At 59.9% G+C, this 19,976-nt stretch carries 22 protein-coding genes; 8 read left to right on the top strand and 14 right to left on the bottom strand.

What is annotated here, in order from left to right:
• Window positions 1-3: 3 nt before the first annotated feature.
• From frr to IB238_RS07150, 5 genes are all read right to left on the bottom strand, one after another.
• A complete protein-coding gene (frr, locus tag IB238_RS07130; RefSeq protein ID WP_192244807.1) occupies window positions 4-564 on the bottom strand; it encodes a ribosome recycling factor in 561 nt (186 codons plus the stop codon).
• A gap of 54 nt (window positions 565-618) precedes the next feature.
• Window positions 619-1,341, bottom strand: coding sequence for a UMP kinase (pyrH, locus tag IB238_RS07135; protein ID WP_192244809.1), 723 nt, complete (start codon window positions 1,339-1,341; stop codon window positions 619-621).
• 172 nt (window positions 1,342-1,513) lie between these two features.
• Window positions 1,514-2,437 (bottom strand): translation elongation factor Ts, encoded by a 924-nt coding sequence (tsf, locus tag IB238_RS07140; RefSeq protein ID WP_192244811.1) that lies wholly within the window; start codon window positions 2,435-2,437, stop codon window positions 1,514-1,516.
• Between the two features lie 304 nt (window positions 2,438-2,741).
• Window positions 2,742-3,506, bottom strand: a complete 765-nt coding sequence (gene rpsB / locus IB238_RS07145; RefSeq protein ID WP_192244813.1) for a 30S ribosomal protein S2 — start codon at window positions 3,504-3,506, stop codon at window positions 2,742-2,744.
• A gap of 193 nt (window positions 3,507-3,699) precedes the next feature.
• The gene (locus IB238_RS07150) at window positions 3,700-4,527 is read right to left on the bottom strand and encodes a cell envelope integrity EipB family protein (RefSeq protein WP_192244815.1); all 828 of its coding nucleotides are present in this window, start codon (window positions 4,525-4,527) and stop codon (window positions 3,700-3,702) included.
• Window positions 4,528-4,738: 211 nt separating this feature from the next.
• Between IB238_RS07150 and IB238_RS07155 the strand changes: the two genes are divergently transcribed.
• The 4 genes from IB238_RS07155 to IB238_RS07170 are packed head-to-tail and all read left to right on the top strand — an operon-like array spanning window position 4,739 to window position 7,592.
• Window positions 4,739-5,203, top strand: a complete 465-nt coding sequence (locus tag IB238_RS07155; protein ID WP_192244817.1) for a RidA family protein — start codon at window positions 4,739-4,741, stop codon at window positions 5,201-5,203.
• On the top strand, window positions 5,203-5,934 hold the full coding sequence (locus tag IB238_RS07160; RefSeq protein WP_192244819.1) for a glycerophosphodiester phosphodiesterase: 732 nt from the start codon (window positions 5,203-5,205) through the stop codon (window positions 5,932-5,934). Before IB238_RS07155 ends, IB238_RS07160 begins: the two co-directional genes overlap by 1 nt.
• Before the next feature lie 2 nt (window positions 5,935-5,936).
• Window positions 5,937-7,133 (top strand): GNAT family N-acetyltransferase, encoded by a 1,197-nt coding sequence (locus IB238_RS07165; RefSeq protein ID WP_192244821.1) that lies wholly within the window; start codon window positions 5,937-5,939, stop codon window positions 7,131-7,133.
• Between the two features lie 33 nt (window positions 7,134-7,166).
• Window positions 7,167-7,592, top strand: coding sequence for an HIT family protein (locus tag IB238_RS07170; protein WP_192244824.1), 426 nt, complete (start codon window positions 7,167-7,169; stop codon window positions 7,590-7,592).
• A 30-nt stretch (window positions 7,593-7,622) separates the two neighbouring features.
• Here IB238_RS07170 and IB238_RS07175 read toward each other — a convergent pair whose 3' ends face one another.
• From IB238_RS07175 to IB238_RS07210, 8 genes are all read right to left on the bottom strand, one after another.
• The gene (locus IB238_RS07175) at window positions 7,623-7,994 is read right to left on the bottom strand and encodes an AzlD domain-containing protein (RefSeq protein ID WP_192244826.1); all 372 of its coding nucleotides are present in this window, start codon (window positions 7,992-7,994) and stop codon (window positions 7,623-7,625) included.
• A complete protein-coding gene (locus IB238_RS07180; RefSeq protein WP_192244828.1) occupies window positions 7,961-8,707 on the bottom strand; it encodes an AzlC family ABC transporter permease in 747 nt (248 codons plus the stop codon). Before IB238_RS07180 ends, IB238_RS07175 begins: the two co-directional genes overlap by 34 nt.
• A gap of 73 nt (window positions 8,708-8,780) precedes the next feature.
• Window positions 8,781-11,267: an ATP-dependent Clp protease ATP-binding subunit ClpA gene (gene clpA, locus IB238_RS07185; protein WP_192244830.1), complete on the bottom strand. Its 2,487-nt coding sequence runs from the start codon at window positions 11,265-11,267 to the stop codon at window positions 8,781-8,783.
• 9 nt (window positions 11,268-11,276) lie between these two features.
• Entirely contained in the window at window positions 11,277-11,627 is a 351-nt protein-coding gene (gene clpS / locus IB238_RS07190; RefSeq protein ID WP_192244832.1) for an ATP-dependent Clp protease adapter ClpS, read from the bottom strand.
• Between the two features lie 247 nt (window positions 11,628-11,874).
• Window positions 11,875-12,228 (bottom strand): phasin family protein, encoded by a 354-nt coding sequence (locus IB238_RS07195; protein WP_192244834.1) that lies wholly within the window; start codon window positions 12,226-12,228, stop codon window positions 11,875-11,877.
• A gap of 187 nt (window positions 12,229-12,415) precedes the next feature.
• Window positions 12,416-12,619, bottom strand: coding sequence for a DUF3126 family protein (locus IB238_RS07200; RefSeq protein ID WP_192244836.1), 204 nt, complete (start codon window positions 12,617-12,619; stop codon window positions 12,416-12,418).
• A gap of 94 nt (window positions 12,620-12,713) precedes the next feature.
• A complete protein-coding gene (cysE, locus tag IB238_RS07205; protein WP_192244838.1) occupies window positions 12,714-13,547 on the bottom strand; it encodes a serine O-acetyltransferase in 834 nt (277 codons plus the stop codon).
• Between the two features lie 80 nt (window positions 13,548-13,627).
• Entirely contained in the window at window positions 13,628-14,413 is a 786-nt protein-coding gene (locus tag IB238_RS07210; protein WP_192244840.1) for an alpha/beta hydrolase, read from the bottom strand.
• 174 nt (window positions 14,414-14,587) lie between these two features.
• On the opposite strand from IB238_RS07210, the gene IB238_RS07215 reads away from it, so the two are divergent.
• On the top strand, window positions 14,588-14,833 hold the full coding sequence (locus IB238_RS07215) for a zinc-finger domain-containing protein (RefSeq protein ID WP_192244842.1): 246 nt from the start codon (window positions 14,588-14,590) through the stop codon (window positions 14,831-14,833).
• 26 nt (window positions 14,834-14,859) lie between these two features.
• A complete protein-coding gene (locus IB238_RS07220; RefSeq protein WP_192244844.1) occupies window positions 14,860-16,020 on the top strand; it encodes an FAD-dependent monooxygenase in 1,161 nt (386 codons plus the stop codon).
• Between the two features lie 64 nt (window positions 16,021-16,084).
• On the opposite strand, the gene IB238_RS07225 is transcribed toward IB238_RS07220, so the two are convergent.
• Window positions 16,085-17,278 (bottom strand): cystathionine beta-lyase, encoded by a 1,194-nt coding sequence (locus tag IB238_RS07225; protein ID WP_192244846.1) that lies wholly within the window; start codon window positions 17,276-17,278, stop codon window positions 16,085-16,087.
• A 361-nt stretch (window positions 17,279-17,639) separates the two neighbouring features.
• Between IB238_RS07225 and IB238_RS07230 the strand changes: the two genes are divergently transcribed.
• Window positions 17,640-18,668, top strand: coding sequence for an amino acid ABC transporter substrate-binding protein (locus IB238_RS07230; protein ID WP_192244848.1), 1,029 nt, complete (start codon window positions 17,640-17,642; stop codon window positions 18,666-18,668).
• A 99-nt stretch (window positions 18,669-18,767) separates the two neighbouring features.
• Complete coding sequence (locus IB238_RS07235) at window positions 18,768-19,976, top strand: amino acid ABC transporter permease (RefSeq protein WP_192244850.1); 1,209 nt, start codon at window positions 18,768-18,770, stop codon at window positions 19,974-19,976.

Raw genomic sequence — 19,976 nt, forward strand, 5'->3', positions numbered from 1 at the left:
CTGCTAGACCTGCATGATTTCCTTTTCCTTCTCAGCAAGCAAGCGGTCGACCTCGGAAATCATCTCATCCGTCATTTTTTGGACCTTTTCGGATTGGCTGCGGCTGATGTCCTGACCGATATCGCCATCCTTCTCGGCTTTTTTCAGGTCGTCCATACCGTCGCGGCGCACGTGACGAATCGCAACCTTGCCCTTTTCCGAATAGTCGTGTGCGAGCTTGACGAGCGAACGACGACGCTCCTCGTTCAGTTCCGGCAGCGGGATGCGCAGATTCTGGCCGTCGATGATCGGATTGAGGCCCAGGTTAGCCTCCCGGATGGCGCGGTCGACAGCATTCACCATCGACTTGTCCCAAACCGATACAGCGAGCATGCGCGGCTCGGGAACCGTGACGTTTGCAACCTGGTTGAGCGGCATGCGCGAACCGTAGGCTTCTACTGTCACCGGATCAAGAACATTGGCCGAGGCGCGGCCCGTGCGCAGCGAAGCGATATCGTGCTTGAATGCGGAAATGGCGCCATCCATGCGGCGCTTCAATTCCTTCAGGTCAACACCTTCACTCATAGTTGAAACTCCCGTTTTCTATGAAACGATACCCTTGCGGGCACCGTTTTGGAATCAGTTGTCGGATACGATGGTCCCACGGCCGCCGCCGGTCAATATTTGCGCAAATCCCCCCTTCTCGTGGATCGAGAAGACGACGATCGGGATCGAATTCTCGCGAGCGAGCGCGACTGCCGCAATGTCCATTACCGCAAGCCCCTTCACGAGCACTTCGTTGTGCGTCAGGCTGTCGTAGCGCGTGGCATCGGGGAACTTCTTTGGATCGGCCGAATAGATCCCGTCCACCTGAGTGCCCTTGAAGATCGCTTCGGCGCCAATTTCGGCAGCGCGCAGCGCTGCGGCCGAGTCCGTCGTAAAGAATGGATTGCCGGTACCGCCTGCGAAAATCACAACCCGGCCCTGCGCCAGATGAGACAGCGTGGCACGCTGGGAAAAGCTCTCGCAGATTTCCGGCATCGCGATGGCTGAGAGAACGACCGTATCGATGTCGAGTTTGCGCAGCGAGGTCGCAAGCGCAAGCGCGTTGATGACGGTGGCGAGCATGCCCATGTGATCGCCCGTGACGCGATCGCCCCCCTTGGAAGCAACAGCGACACCACGAAAGATATTGCCACCACCGACCACAACGCCCACCTCGACGCCAAGCGCACGCGCTTCGGCGATATCTGAGGCGATACGATCGGCGACCGCGACGTCGATGCCGAACCCTTGCGAGCCCATCAACGCCTCACCGGATGCTTTCAGCAAAACGCGCTTGTAGATGGGATTGGCGGACATTGGCGCTCCTGGCGGTTGGTCTGGACGTAGGGCGAAGCGGATGAGGCAAACCAGCGCGTATTCGTGACGCGGGCATTTTTTCAGGCCTGCAGTTTTCGCCGTCAGCCCGATACACGAAGGGCACCGCGTTGTCACGCGATGCCCTCGGCTTTTCCAAAGTTGGATGGAAATATCAGCCCTTGGCGGCAGCTGCCACTTCCGCTGCGAAGTCCGATTCTTCCTTCTCGACGCCTTCGCCGAGCAGGAGCCGGGCCATGCCGGTTACCTCGATCGGCGCGCCGGCGAGCTTTTCCGCATCCTTGATCGCCTGACCAACGGTGATTTCCGGGTTGATGACGAAGGCCTGCGAGAGCAAGGCAACTTCTTCGAAAAACTTGCGCATGCGGCCATCGACCATCTTCTCGATGATGTTGTCCGGCTTGCCGGAAGCGCGGGACTGCTCGATGAAGACGTTGCGTTCGCGTTCGGCGACGGCAGGATCGACTTCCTCGGCGCGGATCGCGAGCGGATTCGTCGCGGCGATATGCATGGCAACCTGGCGGCCGATCGACGTAAGCACTTCCTTGTCACCAACCGACTTCAGCGCGACAAGAACGCCCAGCTTGCCGATGCCGTCGCCGGCAGCATTGTGGATGTAGGTGGCAACTACGCCATCTTCGACCTTGAGCAACGCCGAACGACGCAGCGTCATGTTCTCGCCGATCGTGGCGATCGCGTCCTTGATCGACTCATCGACAGACTTGCCGGTGGCCGGGTAGGTCGCCTTGGCAATGGCTTCGACGCTGCCGTCGGTGGTGAGCGCAACGTTGGCAATGCCGCGTACCAGTTCCTGGAAGGCTTCGTTACGAGCAACAAAGTCGGTCTCGGAGTTGACCTCGACGGCAACGGCCTTGACGCCGCCACTGACGATGCCGATCAGGCCCTCAGCTGCGGTGCGGCCCGATTTCTTGTCAGCCTTGGCAATGCCCTTGGCGCGCAGCCAGTCGATCGCTGCTTCCATGTCGCCGTTCGTTTCTGCAAGTGCCTTCTTGCAATCCATCATGCCTGCGCCGGACTTCTCGCGCAGTTCCTTCACCATTGCTGCAGTGATTTCCATCGTCTCGCCTCTTTTGCGGGTTCTGCGCGACGCCCCCGGGACCTTGCGGATCCGTACAGGCGCCATGCGCTATTACAATATGTTCGGCGCCTTCCGCGTCTCAAGGACGCAGTCCGTGGCGGCAGCCAATCCACCTTGCGCGTTACAGGATGATGACGGGTCAGCATCCTCGTCCCGGCTACAACCGCCCCGTCGCAAAACGGGGCCGGCAAATGCGACAAGGCCGTTCAACCTTCCGGCGGAAAACGGCCTTGTCCTGATTCAATGCATAGGACGATGCGGAAAGCTTCCGCGCCCTGCCCTATCAGGCTTCGGCGTCGTCCAGAGCCGGCTCGACCGGAACCTCGGCCGAGGCGCCCAGGTCACGACCCGAAGAGCTCTGCTGACGCGCGATGCCGTCGATAGCAGCACGGGCGATCAGGTCGCAGTAGAGAGCGATGGCGCGCGAAGCGTCGTCGTTGCCCGGGATCGGATAGTCGATCGGGTCCGGATCGCAGTTCGAGTCGATGATGGCGACAACCGGGATACCAAGACGCTTGGCTTCCTGGATCGCGATCGATTCCTTGTTCGTGTCGATGATGAACATCAGGTCTGGCGTGCCGCCCATGTCCTTGATGCCACCGAGTGCCTTGTCCAGCTTCTCACGCTCGCGCTCGAGGTTCAGGCGCTCCTTCTTCGTGAAGCCCGAGGCTTCCGAAGCGAGGATTTCGTCGAGCTTACGCAGGCGCTGAATCGAGTTGGAGATCGTCTTCCAGTTCGTCAGCATGCCGCCGAGCCAGCGGGCATTGACGTAGTACTGAGCCGAACGCTTGGCGGCGTCAGCGATGATTTCCGATGCCTGGCGCTTCGTGCCGACGAAGAGAACCCGGCCGCCGCCAGCAACCGTGTCGCTGACAACCTGCAGCGCGCGATGCAGAAGCGGAACGGTCTGCGCGAGGTCGATGATGTGAACGTTGCTGCGATCGCCGAAGATGTACGGCTTCATCTTCGGGTTCCAGCGGTGGGTCTGGTGGCCGAAGTGAACACCAGCTTCCAGAAGCTGGCGCATGCTGAAATCGGGCAATGCCATGCCTTTTTCTCCTTTTCCGGTTGAACCTCCGCAAGGCGAACAGCAAAGCCCATCGGCTCTGCCACCGGGCGGAACGGTTCGGATTTCTCCCGAACTATCCCATGCCTCACGTGTGGAATGCGCTGCCCTTAGCCGCAGTTCGCCGCGAAATCAAGTGCGGCGGGACGAAAAAGCTGCTTGCAGTGCAGCGGACCTACTTGCACTCCGGCGCCTTGAAAACTTCCAGATTTGCCAGCTTCCCGGTGAGGACGAAGTCGCCATAGTCCATGGTCAGGTCCCGGGTGATGCCGTTCTCGTAGAGCTTGAACGACATCCGGTAGACCGGCAGCGCGTCGCCAGTATTGTCATCGTTGTAGTAGGCGATCGTGACCGGCCAGTATTCCTGCTTAGCAAAGGATCCAGCCTTGGCGGCATCGGGATCGCCGGCTTCGGGCATCTCCTTCTTGCCGAGAATTGTGGTCGTCATCAACGTTTTGTCGCCAGAATCCGAACCATCGAAGATCCGAGCCTCGAAGAACTTCTCGCCCTTCCTTGCCCGATCGATCACCGCGAGCATGTGCTCTGTGGGGAACACGCTGTCTGCAAGATCAACCGCACGCGTATCCGGCGACGTCAGTTCGACATTGACGCCACTCTTGTCGTCGTGGGCGTTACCCCGCACTTCCTTGTCCAGCTTTTCGTCCGTGAAGGAGCGCGTCAGGAAGCGGAAACTGCGATTCTTCAGGTCTTCGTAGGTCGTCGTCTGCTGGTCTGTAAGCCTGGTTTCCTCGCCGGTATTGACCTGGGTGACGAAGCGGAAGCTGACGGTATAGCCCTCACAGGCATTGCCATTGAATTCATACACCATGCGACCATACATCCCGGCGATGCCAGATCGCTCAGACGCATCCTTGAGCTGCAAGTCGTAGACGGCGCGATGCGGCGCAAGTCCGATTGGCGCGGCCGCCGAGATAGAACCAAGCGGCAGTACCACGAGACAGGTCGCCACGGACGCTACCGATACAAAGCTTGAGCGAAACATCCGTTTCCTCCTGTTGAACTCTGCCGCGATGTTATAAGAACAGTTTCGGCAAGAGCGAGGCATATGAGCATCTGCATGCCGCATTGTAACAGAAAACGCAATCGAGGCGGCGACCCCGTACACTGCTCCGGCACACGCCACTTCAGGAACATCTTTCAGCTGTCGACACTTTTCGATGTGGTCACAGTAATTGCAGAATGGGGAGAGAAGCATGTCCGCTGAAATCGAAAATCGGGTCAAGGAACTGGGCTACACAATTCCGACCGCGGCCGCGCCGGCCGCCAACTATGTTCCCTATGTCATCAGCGGATCAATTCTGCATATCTCCGGCCAACTGCCGATTGCCGACGGTAAGATTGCCGTCACCGGCCACCTTGGCAAGGAGGTCGACGTCGCGACCGGCCAGAAGGCAGCCGAACTTTGCGCCGTCAATCTCCTTGCCCAGGCCAAAGCCGCACTCGGCGACCTTTCACGCATCAAGCGTATTATAAAGATCAATGGCTTCGTGGCATCCGTTCCCACTTTCGTTGAGCAGCATCTGGTCATCAACGGCGCCTCCAACCTGCTGGTCGGCGCGCTCGGGGAGCCGGGCAAGCATGCACGCGCCGCTGTCGGCATGGCCGCCCTGCCGTTGAATGCCGCCGTCGAGATCGACGCGATCATGGAAATAGCCTGATGCCGTCCAAGGATCTTTCCTGGCTGACTGCGCAACCGATTGCGCATCGCGGCTTCCACGACATGAACCACGCCATTTGGGAAAATACGCTTTCGGCCTTTGCCCGGGCCATTGATGCGGGTTTTGCGATCGAGTGCGATCTGCAATATGCCGCGGACGGCGTTCCTGTTGTCTTTCATGACGACGACTTGCAGCGTGTTTGCTCGATCCCCGGCGATGTCCGCGCGAAGACATCGGTGGAGCTCGGCATGCTTTCGGTGGGAGGCACCACCGACAAGGTGCCAACGCTCACGCAGCTTCTCAAGCTCGCCAACGGACGCGTTCCCCTCGTCATCGAATTGAAGGGCCGCAAAGATGACGATGAGGGCTTTGTCGATAGCGTGCTTGAGGCGATCGAGGACTACAATGGCCCGATCGCGCTGATGAGTTTCGATCACTGGCTTCTGAAGGACCTGAAGGCGCTCGACGTTCCCCGTCCCATAGGACTGACTGCGGAGGGGGCCGACCCGGAAACCTTCTTCGTACACGAGGAGGCCATGCAACTCGGACTGGACTTCATCTCGTACCATTACGGCCACCTCCCCAATCCCTTCATCACAAACGAGCGCAAGGCAGGCGTTACGGTGATTACCTGGACCGTTAGTAACCAGGAAGGGATCGACAAGACCCGCGCCGAGGCTGACCAAATGACTTTCGAGGGCTTTGATCCGCGGGAAACTTTGGTCGCCTGACGATGGCTGAGAGTTACCGGATACGCGTCGTCCAGCGTTTTGCCGACATTCCGGCGGAACACTGGTCGCGCCTTGCCGGCGCATCTCGTAGCCAACCGAGCACGGTCTACAATCCCTTCGTCAGCCATGCGTTCCTTTCCGCGCTGGAAGAGTCCGGATCGGCTACGGCGGACACGGGATGGCTCGGTCAACACCTGCTGCTAGAACAGGGGAATGGCACGCTTCTCGGAGCAATGCCGGCCTACCTCAAGAACCACAGCCAAGGCGAATATGTATTCGACCATGGCTGGGCAGAAGCGTTTGCGAGGGCCGGCGGGCGCTACTATCCGAAGCTACAGGCTTCCATTCCTTTCACGCCCGCAACGGGTCCGCGGCTGCTGCATCGCCACGGAGACGACCCTGCGCCTGTCCGGCAGGCGCTCGCCGCCGGCATCAAGGAACTGACGCGCCGCCACGACATATCGTCCGCACACATTACTTTCTTGCCGGAAGACGAACTTCCCGCGCTCGAGGATGCGGGATTTCTCCACCGCACCGATCAACAGTTCCATTTTCTCAACACCGGCTATGCTTCGCACGACGCTTTCCTGCAAACGCTCGCGTCCCGCAAGCGCAAGGCGCTAAAGAGGGAACGGCGCACCGCGCTGGAGAACGGTATCGCAATTGACTGGCTGACGGGAAGCGATCTGACGGAAAGCATCTGGGACCAGTTCTTTGCCTTCTACATGGATACGGGCGGGCGCAAATGGGGTCGCCCCTATCTGACACGCCGCTTCTATTCGCTGATCGGCCAGCGCATGGCCGATGACATCCTGTTGGTCATGGCGAAACGAAATGGCCGCTACATCGCCGGCGCCATCAACTTCATCGGCGGAGAAACACTCTTCGGTCGTCACTGGGGTTGCATCGAGGATCATCCCTTCCTGCATTTCGAAGTCTGCTACCACCAAGCCATCGACTTCGCGATCGCCAATAGGCTGAAACGCGTCGAGGCAGGCGCCCAGGGCGAACACAAGCTCGCACGCGGCTACATGCCGATCACAACACACTCGGCGCACTACATAGCCCATCCGGGGCTGCGTCGCGCCGTGGCAGACTATCTCGATCGCGAGCGCCGGGACGTCGCCGAAACCGGCGAATGGCTCTCCGAACATGGCCCCTTTCGCAAGGTTGACAATAATTCCAGCAACAACCAATGACGCGGCCAGCGTGCCGAACATAAGGAGACCACCATGACCGCCTACGATCCCGGGAACATCTTCGCCAAGATCCTCCGCGGCGAAATACCCTCACACAAGATCTATGAAGACGAAGACACGTTCGCTTTCATGGATGTCATGCCGCAGGGGACCGGCCATACCCTGGTGATCCCGAAGACGCCTTCCCGCAACATTCTCGATGCCGATCCGGCGACGCTCGCTAAGCTCATACCGGTCGTGCAGAAGATCGCGGTTGCGGCAAAAGACGCCTTCGAGGCCGATGGTGTCACGGTGATTCAGTTCAACGAGCCGGCTTCCGGCCAGACGATCTACCACCTGCATTTCCACGTGATTCCGCGCTTCGAGGGCGTGCCGCTCAGGCCGCATTCGGGCTCGATGGAGGATCAGGGCGTCCTTTCGGCCAATGCGCAAAAAATGCGCGACGCTTTGGCGACGTAGGCTCAGGGATAGGCGTTACGTTCTCGGCGCTCACCTGCCGAGAACGTACAATCCTCCAGCGAGGAAAACCATCGCTGCGACGATGCCGAGGATCTGTTTCCGGCCGCTCGCAAAGAACGCCAACGCGCCAACGCCGATGGCCGCCAGCCTCAACCACAATGGCGACGCTTCCAACTCGCCAGTCGGATAGACGATCAACTTGGCAATAACTGCCGCGACAAGGGCTGTGGCAACAGCCTTGACCCAAGTCAGGATCTCCGATTTTTCATCGAGCCTGTTGCCCGCCAGAACGCCAAGCCAACGCCAGATGTCGGTCGCAAGCCAGCCGGCGACGGCGATGAAGATATAGGGCCAAACGCCGTCGAAACTCATGCGGCGCTCCTTGTCCGCTTCAGGCGCCATTGCCGCTCGCCCGCCCAGGCGATCGTTCCGCCGACCAGCCCGGCCAGCAGAATGTCGAATTCCGGCGCGATCTCGCGAAAGACGACGCCGAGCACCAGGCCGGTTCCCAGCGCCCAATAGATGACGCGGTGGCGGGCGGAAACACAGATTGAGGTAAGGAAGTAGACCGGAGTAAGAAAAAACAGGCAGCCGGAAACAATCGGTGGAAACTTTGTCACCAGCCCGTAGGCGACGCCAACGAGCAGGATGTTCACCGTCGTCAGTGTCGTGCCGAAGCCGGCAAAGAAGGCGACCCGCCTGTCACGTGGCACTGCGGAGATGCGCTCCATGGCAAAGACCCAGGCGGTGATCGCGACGAAATGCGACAGCACGAGCAGAACCCAGGTCGGCGTCTTGCGCGAGCGTAACTCGGGGATGAGAGAGGCCACCATCGGCATCATCCGCACCGAGGAAAGCGTCACTGCGATGAAGGCGGCCGCGAGATTGGCGCCCGAAAGCATACTGCCGACAAGGATCACCTTGGCCGGCAACGCCCAGACGATACCGGTCATGAACATGACCTGCCCGACGGGGACGCCTGCTTCCGCCGTAAAGGCGGCGAAACCAACGAAAGAAAGCATCAGGATGATCGCGGGAACGCTGAAGAGGCCGCGCATTCCCTGAATGAACCAGTAACGGTTCGGCTTTTCACTCAGTTCAGCCTCGGCACTCATTTCTGCATTCCAGTCTTGCGGCATGAAAATGCCGGGCAGTCGCCTGCCCGGCACCGGTTGTCTTGGATCTCGGTCACTTCTTCCGCGGCACCTTCGGCACGGCGCTACCCTTGCGGGTCGGAGCTGCCGGCTTTTCCGATGCCTTTGGGGCCTTGCTGCGCGGTGCAGCTTCCGCCGCCACCGTTTCCGTGGCCTTCTTCGGCTTGGTGACCTTGCGCGCCGGCGCAGCGATCTCCGCCTTCGGCTTGATCGGGGCGGTTTCCGGCACGGCATCGAGAACGATACCCTTGCCGCCGTCCTCCTTCACGCCGACCGAAACGCGGACAACGCCGCCCTTCTTGAGCCTACCGAAGAGGATCTCGTCGGCGAGCTTCTTCTTGATGTGCTCCTGGATCACGCGGGCGAGTGGCCGTGCGCCCATTCTCTCGTCGTAACCCTTCTCAGCCAGCCAGGCGATCGCCTCAGGCTGCAGTTCGAAGGTGACGTTGCGCTCGGCAAGCTGTGTCTCCAGCTGCATGACGAACTTCTGCACGACCTGATGGATGACCGGCGTCGGCAGCGACGAGAACGGAATGATCGCATCGAGACGGTTGCGGAACTCCGGTGTGAAGAGACGGTTGATCGCTTCCATGTCGTCGCCTTCGCGCTTCGATGAGCCGAAGCCGATTGCGGCCTTGGCCATGTCGGAGGCACCCGCATTCGTCGTCATGATCAGGATGACGTTGCGGAAATCGATCTTCTTGCCGTTGTGGTCCGTCAGCGACCCATGGTCCATGACCTGCAACAGGATGTTGAAGAGGTCCGGATGCGCCTTCTCGATCTCGTCCAGCAGGAGCACGCAATGTGGATGCTGGTCCACGCCATCGGTGAGAAGTCCGCCCTGGTCGAAGCCGACATACCCCGGAGGCGCACCGATCAGGCGCGATACCGTGTGCCGCTCCATGTATTCGGACATGTCGAAGCGCAGCAGTTCTACTCCGAGCGAGGAGGCAAGCTGCTTTGCGACCTCGGTCTTGCCGACGCCGGTCGGACCGGAGAACAGGTAGCAGCCGATCGGCTTGTTCGGTTCGCGCAGGCCCGCACGGGCGAGCTTGATGGCCGAGGCCAACGCATCGATCGCCAGATCCTGGCCATAGACGACAGAGCGCAATTCCTTGTCCAGGTTGGCGAGAACGGTCTCATCGTCCTTGGACACGGTTTTCGCCGGAATGCGCGCCATTGTCGCAATCGTCGCCTCGATCTCCTTCTCGGTGATCAGCTTGCGGCGTTTGCCGACGGGTAGCAGCATCTGAGCCGCACCCGTCTCGTCGATCACGTCGATCGCCTTGTCCGGCAACTTGCGGTCACTGATGTAGCGGGCCGAGAGCTCGACGGCCGACTTGATTGCCTCATTCGAGTACTTCAGCTTGTGATACTCCTCGAAATAGGGCTTCAGCCCCTTCATGATCTCGATCGTGTCATCGATGGTCGGTTCGTTGACGTCGATCTTCTGGAACCGGCGAACGAGCGCCCGGTCTTTCTCGAAGAACTGACGGTATTCCTTATAGGTGGTCGAGCCGATGCAGCGGATCGCCCCGTTGGAAAGCGCAGGCTTCAGCAGGTTGGACGCGTCCATAGCGCCGCCCGAGGTGGCACCTGCACCGATGACCGTATGGATCTCGTCGATGAAGAGCACGGCGCCGGGATAGTCCTCCAGCTCCTTGACCACCTGCTTGAGCCGCTCCTCGAAGTCGCCGCGGTAACGCGTGCCGGCCAGAAGCGTTCCCATGTCGAGCGAGAAGATCGTCGCGTCCTGCAGAGCTTCAGGTACTTTCTTTTCGACAATCCTCTTCGCAAGCCCTTCGGCGATCGCGGTCTTGCCGACGCCGGGGTCGCCGACATAAAGCGGATTGTTCTTCGAGCGGCGGCAAAGCACCTGGATCGTGCGATTAACTTCGGCGTGGCGACCGATCAGCGGATCGATCTTTCCGTTCTTTGCCTTTTCATTGAGGTTGATGCAGTAGGCGCTGAGTGCGTCCTGCTTCTTGGCACCATCCTCCTGCTCGCCCTGCGATCGCGTCTGCTTTTGTTCGTTTTCCTGATCGTCGGATCCGCGAACTGCGCGTGCCTCGGAGGAGCCGGGTCGCTTGCCGATCCCGTGTGAAATGAAGTTGACGGCATCGTAGCGCGTCATCTCCTGCTCCTGCAGGAAGTATGCAGCATGACTCTCGCGTTCGGCGAAGATGGCAACGAGCACGTTCGCACCGGTCACTTCCTCGCGGCCCGAGGATTGCACATGGATAACCGCGCGCTGGATCACGCGCTGGAAGCCGGATGTCGGCTTGGAATCCTCCTCGTATCCCGTCACGAGATTGGCGAGGTCGTTGTCCACGTAATTGGTAACGGTCTTGCGCAGCGTCTCGAGATTGACGTTGCAGGCCCCCATGACAGCGGCAGCGTCGGCGTCATCGATCAAGGCCAGAAGCAGGTGCTCCAGCGTGGCGTATTCATGGTGGCGCTCATTGGCGTAAGTCAGTGCCTGATGAAGCGCTTTCTCAAGACTGGTCGAAAAAGTTGGCACGTTCTTTCCTCATTTCTTTTCCATGACACACTGCAGCGGATGTTGGTGCTGGCGGGAGAAATCCATCACCTGTGTCACTTTAGTTTCGGCAACCTCGTAGGTAAAAACACCACACTCGCCCACCCCGTGGTTGTGCACATGCAACATGATCCGCGTCGCGGCTTCACGGTCCTTCTGGAAGAACCGCTCCAGGATGTGGATTACGAATTCCATCGGTGTGTAGTCGTCATTCAGCAGCAGGACCCGGTAAAGGCTCGGCTTCTTGATCTTCGTCTTCGTGCGGGTAATGACGGATGTGCCGCGGCCCGGATTGTCGCCGCTTCCCTCATTGCCCTGCAACCGGACCGGTGTCGCATTCATGCCTGTTCATTCCTTGTGAGCGCGGTTTGACCTGGGGAGGTGGCCGCGGCGGCGATTGGTGCCGTCATAGACTACGTAATCTAGTGGTTTCTCCCGCAATTTTAAGGCCCCCACCAAGTCCTGCAAGGATAATCGCGCCAAGCCCGAATGAAATAGGGAAATTTGTCTCCGCCCTGGTCGCCGCGCACGAAAAAGCCGGCGGCACTCGCGCGACGCCGGCTCGTAAATCAGGTCAATTGTAGAACGATCAGGCCGCCACAGCAGCCTTCGCCGCCGCCGTCGCCTTGGCCACCGGGGCTTCATAGGGCTTGTAGGCATCCTTGGCGAGATCGGAATACATCTCACCGATTTTCGTCGCTTCTGCGACGTAAGATTCGTAAGTCTTTTTCAGGTAGGCAGTCTGGAGCTCGGCGGCTGCCTCGAAGCTCTTGGCTCCCGACAACTTCTCGAAATGCGCGATGCCCTCTTCAAACGACTTCTTGGAGTAGTCGGCTGCCTCGGTTGCAATAGCCTGCATGCTCTTGGCCAGCGAGGAATAACTTTTCAGGACTGCGTCCATCGTTTCCTTACCCTTGCTGTTGGCCTCTTCGAAATTGAACATGGAATGCTCCTCTTGCTCCATCCGGATATGGGCAAATTATATGCAGCGCACAATAAAGTCAATGAAATGCCGCAACGCAATATTTCAATGCATTTGCAATAGCTTGAAAAGCAGGATCACGGACGCAACAAAAAACCCGGGCTTGGTGAGCGCCGGGTTTCAAAAAACAAGCTCAGCAGAGAGCTGTTCAGAGGTCGATGTCCAGGATCGCCATGGAGAAATTGTAGGACAGCTCGCCATCCTCGTCGTCACGGAACACGACGCCGAGAAATTCGTCGACGAGGTAAACCTCAGCCGACTCGTCCTTCTTCGGGCGGGCCTTGACGACCATGTCCTTGTTGAAATTGCGCTTGAAGTAGGCCTCAAGCTTCCTGATCTCTTCGGGATTCACGATTACGTCTCCGTATCAGTTCGGTTTGGCCGCTTCTCGCACCTGAGCCGGAAGCTGTAAACCCTCGAAAAAGTGTCTTTCAGCGGTTTTCCGCTCAGATGTCGAACCCTGCACCGTGCAGGATCTGATCCATTGCGCGCGACGGTTCCGAGCACCCCGCCTCACCAACAACCTTGGCGGGAACGCCTGCAACGGTCGATTTCGGCGGCATGTCCTTCAGAACTACGGAACCGGCAGCAATGCGCGAGCAATGGCCGATATGGATATTACCGAGGATCTTGGCACCAGCGCCGATGAGGACGCCGTTGTCGATCTTGGGGTGGCGGTCGCCGCTCTCCTTGCCGGTGCCGCCGAGGGTCACGTTGTGGAGAATCGAGACGTTGTCGCCGATGACTGCCGTCTCGCCAACCACAAGGCCGGTCGCGTGATCAAGGAAGATACCCTTGCCGATGCGAGCGGCCGGATTGATGTCGGTCTGGAACACGCTGGAGGAGCGACTCTGGAGGTAGAGAGCAAAATCCCGGCGTCCGTTCATATAGAGCCAGTGGGCCAGGCGGTGGGTTTGAATCGCGTGGAAGCCTTTGAAATAAAGCACCGGCTCGATGAACCGGATGCAGGCCGGATCGCGATCGTAGACAGCCTGGATATCGACCCGGAGAATCGCGCCCCATTCCGGCCAGGATGTCTGCATTTCCTCGAACGTCTGCCTGAGGAGATTTGCCTGCAGGTCGGGATGGTCCAGGCGCTCGCAAACGCGATGGATGACGGTCGCTTCAAGAGAGGTTTGATTGATGACAGTGGAGTAGAGAAAGGCCGCAAGCAGCGGATCCGCAAGGGCTGCGGCGCGCGCTTCCTGTTGCAGGCTGTCCCAGATCGGGTCCATCGCCTTCAGCCGCTCGTCCGCGCGCTTCTCGTTCATGGCGACCATCGCCGTACTCCTTCTTGCATCCTGACCCATTATATAGTGCAAACGGTGCCTCGGCGAAATGCCCCGGAGCGTGCGACGATCTAGCGGCCGTCGATTTCGGAGTAGAACTCCAGCACCGCCTTCTTGAACACGCGATCGCCCACTGACAGCATGTGATCGCGGCCGGGAATGTCGATAGCACGCGCATCCGGCATCAGCGCGGCAAGCGCCTCCGCAGAGCCGGCGATGTCGTCCATCGTTCCGACCGCAACGAGCGCCGGCACATCGATCCGCGCCATGTCGGCCGGCGAAAGCAGGTCGCGTGAGGTCATGATGCAGGCGGCAAGTGCCCGGCGATCCGATTTTGTCTGGTCGGCGAACGCCCGGAACATCCGCCCACGCTCATGCGCCACGTCATCAAGCGAGGGCGCGAGCAGGGCGTCGGCAATCGGGTCCCAGTCCCCTACCCCGTCCACCATCCCGATGCCAAGTCCGCCGAAGACGACCGAGCGGACTCGATGTGGATGCGATAGGGCCATGAAGGCGGTGATGCGCGCCCCCATCGAGTAACCCATGACATGGGCTTGTGCGATACCGAGATGATCGAGCAAGGCAGCAGCATCGCCTGCCATTGAGGGCGGATGATAGAGGGCGGGATCGTGCGGCTTGTCGCTTCTGCCATGGCCACGATTGTCTATGGCAATCACGCGATAGCCCGCCTCTCCGAGTGTCTTCAGCCAACCGGGGTTGACCCAGTTCACGCTGGCGCTCGAAGCAAATCCATGGATCAGCAGCACGGGCTCGCCTGCAGGGTTTCCCTCGTCAAAAAAGGCCAGTTCGAGCCCTTCATGATGAAACCGGGAGAAGGAAGGGAGATTGAGATTCATCGCGTGCCTCTGCCACTGCATTCTTGCCGACCGCTCATAAGCCGGTTTTTCGGGCGTGGAAACGCCAGACTTTGAATTTTTCTCAAAGGATGCGTCGGTTTTGCCGCTACACTTTTTGACGCGACAGCTATATGGTCCGGCGCAAATTTGGACCTTTCGACAGCGGAGCATCCCATGGCCGGCCACACCATTCCCCACTTCCAGAACGATGGCGGACACTCCGTAATCGAGATCGGCGTCAAGGAATTCATGTGCGTCGGCGCTTCGGTGCCCTTCGACCATCCGCACATCTTCATCGACATGGGCGACGAGAACGAAAAGGTCTGCGGCTACTGCTCGACGCTCTACCGCTACAATCCCTCCCTCAAGGCGACCCAGACGAACCCGGTCGGCTGCACCTTCGCCAACCAGGCCGCCTGAACCATGCTGTTCGAGGGCCCGCGCCGATGACCGTGCGAACGGTTGCAATCGTCGGCGCTGGCATCGCCGGACTGACCGCGGCGCTGTGCCTCGCCCGCAAAGGAATTGCGAGCCACATTCTCGAACAGGCCGATCGCCTTGAAGAAGTCGGCGCCGGCTTGCAGATTTCGCCGAACGCCTCGGGCGTCCTGGCAAAGCTCGGGCTCCTGCCAACCCTCGAGTCGCAGTGGCTAGAACCGGAACGGATCGTTTTGGCGTCCGGCCGGACTCTCCGGCCGCTCACGGCCGTCCCTGTCGGCACCCAAGCCCGTCGACGCTGGAGCTATCCATATGGCGTTCTCCATCGCACCACGCTCCAACGCGTCCTGATCGCCGCTGTGCAGGCCGAGCCGCTCGCCCATCTTCACCTCGGCGCAAAAGTCGACCGGTACAATCCAACGGCAATCGCCACACAGACCGGGGAGGCTGTCGATCTCATTGTCGGCGCTGACGGGGTCTGGTCGAAACTGCGAACCGCCGTGCCTGCCGCTCCGCCAGCCTGCTTCAGCGGAAGCGTCGCCTGGCGCTTCATGGTGCCTTTCGACCGTGCACCCCCGCTCTTCGATCCACGCTCAGTCGTCGCCTGGATCGGGCCATCGGCACATCTCGTCGCCTACCCGCTCGCCGAAGCGCAATCGTTCAACATCGTCGCGATCCATCAGGGAACAGCCGGCCGGCAGATTTGGTCGGGGCAATCTGGCGATGACGGTATTCGCATGGATGCCTTCTCCGGTTGGGACGCAGGCATCAGGGCTCTTCTACAAGCGGCGAATGATCCCCTCACCTGGCCTCTCTACGAGTGTGCAGACGGGCGCTGGTACAACAACAGCGACCTGATCCTGATCGGCGACGCTGCACATGCGTCTACGCCGTTTGCGGCCCAAGGTGCTGCGATGGCCATCGAGGACGCCGCCGAACTGGCCGCTGCGGTCTCCGGCAATGTTGATCTTCCTGACGCTCTATCGTCCTTCGAGAAGCGACGGCGCGAGCGCTTGAAGCGTGTTCGCGCACGCGCCGACTTTAACCGCTTCGCCTATCACGCCCGGGGACCGATCGCTTTTGCGCGGGATGTCATTCTGGCAATCCGCAGCCCCGAGAGCGTGGCGGCGGATTTCGACTGGCTATACGGTTACCAGCCCAAGTTTTGAAGGGCTGCGGCTGCCGCCCTATGGCCAACGGGCCGCAAAGCGGCCCGCCACGAAACGCTCCTGCTCAGACGGCACGCGCCGCTGAGAGCCCCCGATCGATGTCGGCACGGATATCCGCGACGTCCTCAAGCCCGATCTGGAGGCGTAGAACCGGCCCCTCCTTGGGCGCTGTGCAAATACGGCGGTCACTAAGGTTGACGTGCACGGCGAGGCTCTCGTAACCGCCCCACGAATACCCGAGACCGAAGATGCGCAGCGCGTCGAGAAAGGCGTGGGCCTTCGTCTTGAACCGATCCGGACTCCCCCCATCAAGTACGATGGAGAAGATGCCGCTCGCACCCTTGAAGTCGCGCTTCCACAGTCCATGCCCCGGAAAACTCGGCAGTGCCGGATGTAGAACGCGCGAGACCTCATCGCGCCCCTCCAGCCACTCGGCGAGGCGCAGCGCGCTTTCCTGGTGACGCTCCAACCGAACGCCCATGGTGCGCAAGCCGCGCAGGAGCTGGTAGGTGTCATCCGGCGAACCACAGATGCCAAGCGCGAAATTCCCTTCCCACAATTGCGGCCAATGCTCGGCATTGGCGGATACCGTTCCCATCAGGATGTCGGAATGCCCGGCCGGATACTTCGTCGCCGCATGAATCGAGATATCGACACCGTTGTCGAGCGGCTTGAAATAGAGCGGCGTCGCCCAGGTGTTGTCCATGGTGACGACGGCGCCCCCCCCCTTGTGGGCGGCGTCCGCGGTCGCACGGATATCCTGCATCTCGAAGGTGTTCGACCCCGGAGCCTCGGTATGAACGAGCTTCGTGTTGGGCTTCAGCAGTTTGGCAATACCCGCCCCGACCGACGGGTCGTAGTATTCGACTGTTACACCGAGCCGCTTCAGCATCGTGTCGCAGAAATGGCGAGTCGGGCTGTAGACCGAATCGACGATCAGGGCATGGTCGCCCGCCGACAGGAAGGCCAGGAATGGCACCGTCACCGCCGCCAGCCCCGAGGGGACGAGAATGGTTCCTGCAGATCCTTCCAGTTCGTTGATGGCGTCGCAAAGGGCATCGGTGGTCGGCGTGCCGCGCGTACCGTAACTGTACTTCTGCGCCCGATTCTCCATCGTCGCTGCATTGGGAAACAGGACGGTCGAGGCGTGGACCACCGGAGGGTTGACGAAGCCGTGGAAGTCCATGGGATCATTGCCGATATGGGCAAGGCGAGTATTGTCGCCCGCACCAGCGAGCACGTCAGCTTTGTCTTTCATCGTATGTCCGGAGAGTTGATTGCGTTGGAAGAATCCGGACTCTTCCGCCGTGCGTCCCTTTGGTCAAGACAATTATCCTGAAGAATCCATCACGCACGGACATGTCGCCGCGATGTGGCGCGCAGGTTGCTGCCAATTTGCGCGTAAACCACGTTTTTCCGACCAGTTTTGCTTATTTTTCCACCAGAACACCGCGGAACCAACACCCTGATTGGAAAATGGGCTGCCTCTCTTGACCCTGCGTCATTTTGAGCATGAGATAGGTCAACTCGCGCCGGGAGGGTGGCGAGTGCCGCGGCGCTCCCGCATCACGCAGGCGCCACGCGGTCATCGAAAGACCAGAAAACAAAGGTTGTTAAAGATGGCAAAAAAGATCGTGGCAGCCGTAATCGGTGCTGCCGTCATGGGGATTGGCGCCCAGGCCGCTCAGGCCGATACGCTTTCGGATGTAAAAGCTAAAGGCTTCGTGCAGTGCGGTGTCAACGGTTCGAACCTCGCCGGTTTCGGCGCACAGGATTCGGCCGGCAACTGGGCGGGATTGGACGTTGATCTCTGCAAGGCCGTTGCGGCCGCGATCTTCGGCGATGCCACCAAGGTGAAGTACACGCCGCTCTCCGCAAAGGATCGTTTCCCCGCCCTGCAATCGGGCGAGATCGACATGCTGGCCCGCAACACGACCTGGAGTACCAGCCGTGATTCGCAACTCGGCTTCGACTTCCGCGCCGTTACCTACTATGACGGCCAGGGCTTCATGGTGAAGAAGGAACTCGGCGTCAAATCCGCGCTCGAACTGAGCGGCGCCTCCGTCTGCGTGCAGTCTGGCACGACGACTGAATTGAACCTCGCTGACTACTTCCGCTCGAACAACATGGACTTCAAGCCGGTCGTGTTCGAGGCACAGGACGAGGCCGACGCCGCCTACAATGCGGGCCGTTGCGATGCATACACGACCGATGCCTCCGGTCTCTATTCCATCCGCCTGAAAATGACCAATCCGGACGACCATATCGTGCTGCCGGAAATCATCTCGAAGGAACCACTCGGCGCAGCGGTCCGCCAGAACGACTCCAAGTGGCTCGATGTCGTCAGCTGGTCGCAGTACGCGCTGGTTGCAGCCGAAGAGTTCGGCATCACGCAGGCCAATGTGGAGGAGATGAAGAAATCGGCAAATCCCGACATCAAGCGCTTCCTCGGCGAAGAGGCCGATTCTACCCTCGGCACGGACCTCGGCCTGCCGAAGGATTGGGCCGTCCAGATCATCAAGGCCGTAGGTAACTACGGCGAGTCGTTCGAGCGCAACATCGGCCAGGGCTCACCTCTGAAGATCGAGCGCGGCCTGAACGCTCTGTGGAACAAGGGCGGCCTGCAATACGCTCCGCCGATCCGCTGATCGGTCGCTGGAAATGCAGCCGGGAGGGCGGAACGTGCCGCCCTCCCCTTTAAAATAAACGCCCGGAAAAAAGGGCGAAAGAAACTATAGGGGTACTCAATGGCACTTGCGGACGCCCGAACAGGGTCCGGCGACCCTCCGAAGGTATCGCTTCTCTACAATCCGGCTCTCCGAAGCTATGTCTACCAGGCGGCAACGCTCGCCTTGATCATCTGGGTCATTTGGTACGCCTGGGACAACGCGACGCAGAATCTGGCCCGGGCGAACATGACGTCAGGATTCGGCTTTCTCAATAGCCGCGCCGGCTTTGACCTTGCACAGAGCCTGATTTCCTATACGAGCGATTCGACTTATTTCCGGGCGCTCCAGGTCGGGCTTTTGAACACGCTCGTTGTGGCCGCCTGCGGCATCGTGACAGCCACTATCGTCGGACTCCTGATCGGCATCGGCCGTCTGTCGCACAACTGGCTCATTGCACGGCTGTGTACGGTCTATGTCGAAGTCTTCCGCAACATTCCGCCCCTTCTCGTCATCTTCTTCTGGTATCTGGGCGTTTTGGCGCTGTTGCCCTCGATCCGCAGCATCTTTCAGCACGTGAAAGACAATCCGGGCGCGAGCTTTTTCATTTCGAACCGCGGCGTCTATATGCCCGCACCGATCTTTGGCGAAGGTTTCGCCTTCGTCGTTGCCGCCTTCGTCATTGGCGTCATCGCGGCAATCTTGTTCACGTTATGGGCAAATTCGCGCCAGCGTGCGACCGGCAATCGCCCCCCCGTGCTGACAGTGAATCTCGCACTAATTATCCTGCTGCCCTTCGCTGTCTACCTTCTGTTGGGGATGCCGCTTTCGTTCGACTACCCGGTTCCAGGCTCCTTCAACATGAAGGGTGGCATGGTGATCGGCCCCGAGTTCCTAGCACTCTACCTGGCGCTTTCGCTCTACACGGCCTCCTTCATTGCAGAGATCGTACGCGCCGGCATCAGGGGCGTTCCACACGGACAGACGGAAGCCTCCTACGCGTTGGGGCTCCGACCGGGGCCGACAACGCGTCTCGTGGTTCTGCCTCAGGCCCTCAGGATCATCATCCCGCCACTCACCTCGCAATATCTCAACCTCATCAAGAACTCGTCGCTGGCCGTTGCCGTCGGCTACGCGGATCTGGTTGCCGTCGGCGGCACGATCCTCAACCAGACCGGCCGTTCTGTCGAGATCATCGCGATCTGGATGGCGATCTATCTCTCGATCAGCCTGCTGACGTCGCTGTTCATGAACTGGTTCAATGCCAAGATGGCACTGGTGGAGCGCTGA

The sequence above is a fragment of the Rhizobium sp. ARZ01 genome (assembly GCF_014851675.1).
In the GTDB taxonomy this organism is placed as follows: domain Bacteria; phylum Pseudomonadota; class Alphaproteobacteria; order Rhizobiales; family Rhizobiaceae; genus Mycoplana.